This window comes from Shewanella sp. 10N.286.52.C2 (assembly GCF_002874545.1).
Lineage (GTDB): Bacteria > Pseudomonadota > Gammaproteobacteria > Enterobacterales > Shewanellaceae > Shewanella.
Map to the genome: position 1 here is coordinate 63,237 of NZ_MCTV01000047.1, position 6,627 is coordinate 69,863.

Below are 6,627 nucleotides of genomic sequence, written 5' to 3' on the forward strand. Positions count from 1 at the left end.
GACATTGGCTGCTTGATATAGGCGAGTGTCGCACTTCACAGTTGAATTTGGGGATTATTTATCAAATGAACCGTTATCGTGACACGTCATGCATGAATATGGATCTGGGAATGTTTGTGACATGCTCCAGTCTGAATTCGCGCCACTAATAATACCTTTATCAGGGTAAGAGTTTGGGTTACCTGCTGAATCTCTAGGCATCACCGGGCTTCCATTATTGTAGAAGAAGATATCTTTTTCTTCATTAATAGCGTCAATGATACTCGGTACAGTACGCTTGCTGAACGCATCACCATGGAATTCAGGTGTTTTAGAGCTAGAGTGACACCAGAAACAGCGAGCGGTTGCACCATGACCTTCACTTGCACCATTAGTCCCGTGACAAGTTGAACAGAAGTAAGGCTGTGGAATGTCAAACCCATCGTTGGTGTTAACTGGCAGTGGTGCGCCATTCATGTGTCCATCTTCTGGGTTGTGACACAACATACAGTCAGCTTTGCCCCAGCCATAGTGAGATTCTGTTAGCATAGCATCAGAATTTGCATCTTTTGCAGAATTTAGGGTTTCTAAATTTGCCACTAGGCCATTGCTAAACTCGTATTCTTTGCCTAGATCATTGCCATTATATTCTTCCATACCCCATGCATTATAATGATTTGCATAAACCAGCATTCCGTATTCTTTTGGATAGCTCATCACCCACACATCAGTCATTAAGTGTAACTTATTGCCACCAAAAGCATATTGGAAGTCGTCTATACAATCTTCAGCTGGAAAAGCACTAACAGAAGCTGTTTTACCTTCTTTATCCCACAAACATGCAGGCAGTGGTCCATAGTCGGTGGCTACTTCTTTTTCGCCCATAATGTTAACCCAACCTTCACCTACTGACGATGTGATACCATTTACATGGTTAACTGAATACGAATTGACTGAAGCCCCTGTATCCAGTGTTGGCCAGTAGCTCAGTTTAAAGTCATATCCTTCATCGATTGCAGACATAAACCAATCTATACCTGTAATAACGCCTGGCTGAAAGACATCTGGACGCAGGTTATGGGCAGTTACTTTTAAATTTTGTACATAAGGGTAAGGATATGGCGTATTACCATCAAGGACCAAAATTTCACTAATGACTTGACCATTTTCATCCAGACGTGCCATTTCTTTTTCCCACAGGTGTTGGCGTCTAACAGTGGTAACTTCATGGAAAGGCTGGAATCTGATGGCTAAATCATGCTGCGCCCACATTTCATCCATACGGTTGTAAGTCGCCTCACCATTTGGTTCACCAGTCGCACGTTGGAAATCTCCGGCACTAGTTTTAAAGCGGAAGAACCAATTAGGCGAGTTAACGAATTCATCACCATCATTGGTAAAGTCACCATCATTATTTGCGTCATAGGAGATGGAAAACTCGAAAGTGTTATAAGGAGACTCTTCTGCAGGTGTAACAGAGTCAAATTTAAGTTGAGGATCGCTATGCACTACATATCGTAATACATCGAATACACTGTATTGTCCTTCAACAAAAATATCTGGTCGAGAGGTATGCTGACCGTAACCATCAGGGTTTTCGGTAAGAAAAGCGACAACATCAGAAGAGTTAACTTCAAGGTAGTCAATCGGTGGGTTTTCTACCCCTGCTTTTTGCGCATCATAAAAACTAATTCGGCCGTCACCATCAAGATCTTCTGCCTGATCGCTGTTCATCCAAGTTTTAATTTTGTCGTCAAAGCGGCCTAAAGCGACATAATGAATTTTGTCAGCCACAGGTTGATGATTAACATCCATTACCACATATTTATCATTTTTATAGCCCTGTTCTGGTTCTGTTAGGTCAACCTTATCATTACTGTCACTGCCACAACCTACAAGCAAAAAAGACAAAGCCAAAGTGGTTGTTATTACATTAAGTTTCATTACTCATCTCCAGTATATTCTGAATCTATAGCAATATTTATTTACTGCTAAATTCATGATTGGATATTATTTTTATCCATTAATCACTCAGTCGAGTATGAATTCGAGCCGCAATAAAAACGCTATCAGTACTCATAGAAATAAAGATTTGTTGAGTAAAATCGGAGGTGGGTCACATAAAATAAACAGTTAAGCAACCGTGCCGGGCAGATGTTAACAATGCTGCTAAAGAGTTACATTGCCCTGTGTATATTTAAGGCTAATACTCTTTGATATTCGTTAATCCTATTACAGATATAGTGTGATTGGGAGACTCTGCATATCCATCACCTTAGTAACAGACCAACTTTGTGATATCCCTCAGTCAGTATAAGGTGCAGGGCGAGATCGCGAACGTTTTCAGAACTATTTATAGTGCTCTTTTAAATCCTGATTCTACTTACTAAATCTTTATTTGAGGTTAGTTAAAAGTGATTCTGTCTTTTGGTTGAATAGATTGTATGAAAACGCACAATATTGGCTATTGCGCTTTTTACAAGGCCTCACTATTTATTTAGCTGTCATTAAAATGTGTGTTTTAATTACCATAAATAGCTTCCGCGAGTAGCCTTGCAGCTTGGGGGATATTCGGCCCAGCCTATTTGGTAACTGCCGAGTCAAATGTCAACTACAGCAAGTTGCCAATCAACTTCATTTTACGCTTTCTGGGGGACAAAAGCAGCGGCTATTGCTGGCGTTGAGTTTAGTTAATGATCCCGCTTTGCTTTTTTAGATGAGCCCACCACAGGGCTAGACCCCCAAGCAAGGTTACATTTTTGGCAGTTGGTTAGGGAGATAATAAAACAAGGGAAACCAGTTATTCTCACTACACATTATATGGATGAAGCAGAGCAGCTTTGCGATCAAATTGCCATCATGGATACACGCAAATGAGGCTTTAAATTATTCTTGATTTTGCGGACCTGCAGTAAGTGTTGCGCCCCTATCAAGTAGGGGCAATGATATTACTGAATTAAAAAGTTATTGTATGCTGAATGTATTAAGCTAGAGCAGTTGCTAGCACCTAGTAACTTCTTGAGTTTAAGTATGCGATAGTCGACACCTCGTGCGGACAAATGTGCTGCTTTGGCAATTGATTCACGGTCGTGTCCATTTGCCATCATATATAATATCGCAATATCAGCGCTTTTTATTAAACCATAGTCTAAAAACGGATTCAGGTTCTCCATACTACTTTGCAGTAACATGTAATGAATATCGGTTAGGTCTTTATATAAACGGCTAAATGCATTGGGGTCAGCAAGTTTATTATTAGTTTGCACCATGAAGTAGAAGCGCCCCACCCAATTGGGGTTCATCATACAGGGGACTTCTACGGTTACTTTTTGCTGGTAGCCAAATTTAACAATATCGTCATTAGGTCCAACTTTAAACTGTGGCCAGTCACTGTAATCCCAAGTATGGTATTTACGCTTTAAAGAGACCTCTGTGTTGTGGTCTTTTTTTGCCCACTTTTTTCGAGATACTTTGCTGTATTTTATCGCATTAACTGAGCTAGCGAGAATATGAGTTCTACCAGCTACTTGATTAAGTTTAGAGAACCCTGAAGGTAGCATATTACTATTTATGTCTAAGGCAAACATGGTGTCTGTAATATTATGAGTTCGTGAGAACTCGTTCAGAATGCTACTGACTTTCATGCTTAGCCTCCATTTCTGAAAAGTCCTTTAGTAGACCATATTGATTTACGTTATAAATTAACGCGGGTAAACTGTCTGCTTCAAACGTTATTTTGGCGATTTCTATATAATAATCGATGCCACGTACCGATAAATTTAATTTTGGCGCGATATCCTTTCTAGAGTAACCCACGGCCGTAAACTGTAATATATCGATTGTTTTACGATTAATTACGCCCATATTTATTAATGATTGTTTGATAAGTTTATGGCTATTATTGATTTTAATCGCTACTTGCAAAAGCTTTGATTTAATCAACTCAAGCTTGTCACTTAGAGCTGTAATACAGAGCTTGTTAGAATAAAAAACAAATTTTGCTGTTAATTTAGGCGCGAATAAAAAAGTGATATCAATGCTCATGTTCTCTTTATACATGAGGTTTGCAACATCAAGCGTTGGAGTAGCAGAACGGCTAGGTGCACTTGTTTTATCAGCTTCCAAACTGACCCATTGGCAATGTTGTGCTTTGAATTGTTTGACAACATGCTTATCGCTAGCAACGACAAGGCTAGCAGCTTCACGAGTTGTGCGTAGATTAATTGGGTTATTCAAAAAAATATAGAGCACGCAAGCATTAACGCCTAGTTCATTAGACAGAGTAGACAAATCAGAGTCTATTATTGCTTTCATCATAGTGCTCCTCCTTTGTATAGTGAGCCGAAGCTACCCTTTGTAAATACCGTAATTAAGTGATTGCGAATTTTATGCATTTCCTTGTTTTCAGCAATAGCGATTGTGAATAAATGCGACAGTGGGCAATACCTACTTTTAGATATGCGACATGGTTCAAGACAATAGTGCTGGATTCAAAAAATCTAACAAGCTTTCTTTGTTTTCTGTGAAAAACCACTAACAGGGATAAGTGTTACAGCATTGATGATGTGAGAAAGAGGCCATTAAGCTTGTTGATATTTGGCTGGATTGGCTATTTAAGTTGCTTTGTGCAGGACCCGTTGATTTACAAATGTAATTACGGCTAAAGGCTGACAAGGTTGTAATTAACTATGTAAATACCGAAACATCACTCTCAGAGCTAGTGTCTACTCAATTATTATCATTAAAACCTTAATATAAATGGATCTTGAGAGCTTATGATGTTGATAATTCTTCAAAACAACAATTAATCATTTATTCGCAAAACATGTGTTACCTTGCGTAAAACAGGCTGCTGAACAACATCATTAGTTAATCAAGTTTCCCCTTTATATAGAATCAATATGGACATGCTGTGTGGTGTAAAAAACGCACTCCTTTTTGATGTTACCTTTTCAAATTAGGCACTGTTTCTAACGTTTTATATGTTCAATATGCATTTTGTTGCAGTTGTTAGCGTAATGTTTATGGTGATTTTTTTTGATTTTATTTATGAGTTAAAGTTGATTAAGTTAGTGAATTTAAATGTAATTGTGATGGGGTTCAAATCTAAATAAACAAAATCATTTTATTTACAAATGGTGTGATTGTTACTGTGAGAAGTCACTGTCCCTTAAGGCGTTGGGTAAGTCAATATGCCGCTTCAATATTTACATTGTAAAAGGGATGAGATGAAACATATAAAAACATCAGCAACATTATTAATGCTTGCAATGCTTGCCGCTTGTGGAAGTGATGACGCCAAAAGTTCTCCTGAAAATCCAGATATACCTGAGATTGTCGAGCCGCCTCAAACAGGTAGTCAAGTATTCGATAATGTTTGGGGGCCAGATATTAAGTGGCAGTTAGAAGGGCCGATCACTATTTATATCGGTAAAGAAATGGCTAGAACAGACTGGGTGGCACAGTCTGAAAGGCGACATGGTGATATAAAGCACGGTTATACCGTTCAGGCTGCAGATGTTCGTAAGTTGATCCCTAAGCCATTACGTGATGATATTTTCAATGATGGTCAAATTACCTTTGCTGAAGTATTGCTTTACGTTTCAGCGACACGTGATGACTTTCACGTTGAATACGAGTGGGGCGAGGACATTGGTGCTTACCGCTTTACGGTTTGGCATAACGAAGATGGCAGCAACATTGAATTTGATACTGATGGCAAGCCTGTAGGTGAAGGCGATCCAAACTGGGCCGCAAACTGGATCCCAGACACAGGTGAATTTAAAAGAGAAAACAAGTACACCAACTTCGGCGAAGCGGTTGGAACTCGCATGGAAATGACGGTACTTCAAGATAATTCTGGGGTGATGTTAGCTTCTCGAAGTGAAGCTTACACCTATCGCCGTGAAGAGATGCAGCGCACCCAAGTTGAACGCAGAAAGGCTGATGAAGAAAAGTTTGGTGATAACCGTGCAACCTTCCCAAGAGTGATGGTACAGCCTGTTGGCGGTGAACAAATGGTCTTTAACGATGTGGTTGTTCGTCCACATAACCTGCGTCCTGATATCTATAAAAAAGACGTCATGATCACCATGGCTGATGTATTCATGAGTCTGCATGAGCAAGGCTTAGTTGAAATGGGCTTTTCTTACTGGGGACAAATTTCCACCGGTGCTAATATTCAACACTTTTTAGTTAACTCTGTTGATGGCGTGGTAAACCAAGCGCGTTTTGCCTACGCAATTGACGGTTATGAAACACGCTATACAAGTGATTGGAACCATAAGTACGGTCTAGGGAATATGGCAGATTCGAACTCAGCGCCACCTGCAACTTTTTGTGATGGCATTGGTCTTGATGGTCAAAAGACAGGCACTCCAAATGGTTTGGTTGACGAGGAATGTGCCGAATACTTTGGTAGCAAAGGCATTGAAATCGATTTGACTGATTGGCATGGCGATAAAAACCGTCACGTATTTCCTGACGTGTGGCCATTATACTACCCAACTGATAGCGTATTTGTTATGGCGCGTCAGTTGAAATTTGCTGCGCCAGAAAGCCACCGAGTGGGTGGTGATGATAAGTATCCAATTTACGATATTGACGAGGCAATTCGTCCATTATCTGAAGAGCATTTTGGCTGGGGCG

The 6,627-nt window shown here is 39.9% G+C and carries 4 protein-coding genes; 1 reads left to right on the plus strand and 3 read right to left on the minus strand.

The genetic code is table 11. The annotated features are described in order from the left end of the window. Positions 1–54: 54 nt before the first annotated feature. The 3 genes from BCU94_RS16315 to BCU94_RS16330 all read right to left on the minus strand — a co-directional run bounded on the left by BCU94_RS16315 (position 55) and on the right by BCU94_RS16330 (position 4,296). Positions 55–1,923 (minus strand): hypothetical protein, encoded by a 1,869-nt coding sequence (locus tag BCU94_RS16315; RefSeq protein ID WP_102476975.1) that lies wholly within the window; start codon positions 1,921–1,923, stop codon positions 55–57. Positions 1,924–2,927: 1,004 nt separating this feature from the next. Then, complete coding sequence (locus tag BCU94_RS16325) at positions 2,928–3,623, minus strand: hypothetical protein (protein WP_102476976.1); 696 nt, start codon at positions 3,621–3,623, stop codon at positions 2,928–2,930. Beyond that, the gene (locus BCU94_RS16330) at positions 3,610–4,296 is read right to left on the minus strand and encodes a hypothetical protein (RefSeq protein WP_102476977.1); all 687 of its coding nucleotides are present in this window, start codon (positions 4,294–4,296) and stop codon (positions 3,610–3,612) included. Before BCU94_RS16330 ends, BCU94_RS16325 begins: the two co-directional genes overlap by 14 nt. 911 nt (positions 4,297–5,207) lie before the next feature. Between BCU94_RS16330 and BCU94_RS16335 the strand changes: the two genes are divergently transcribed. After that, positions 5,208–6,627 (plus strand): hypothetical protein (locus tag BCU94_RS16335; RefSeq protein WP_133149799.1); only part of this gene is annotated, 1,420 nt, incomplete at its 3' end.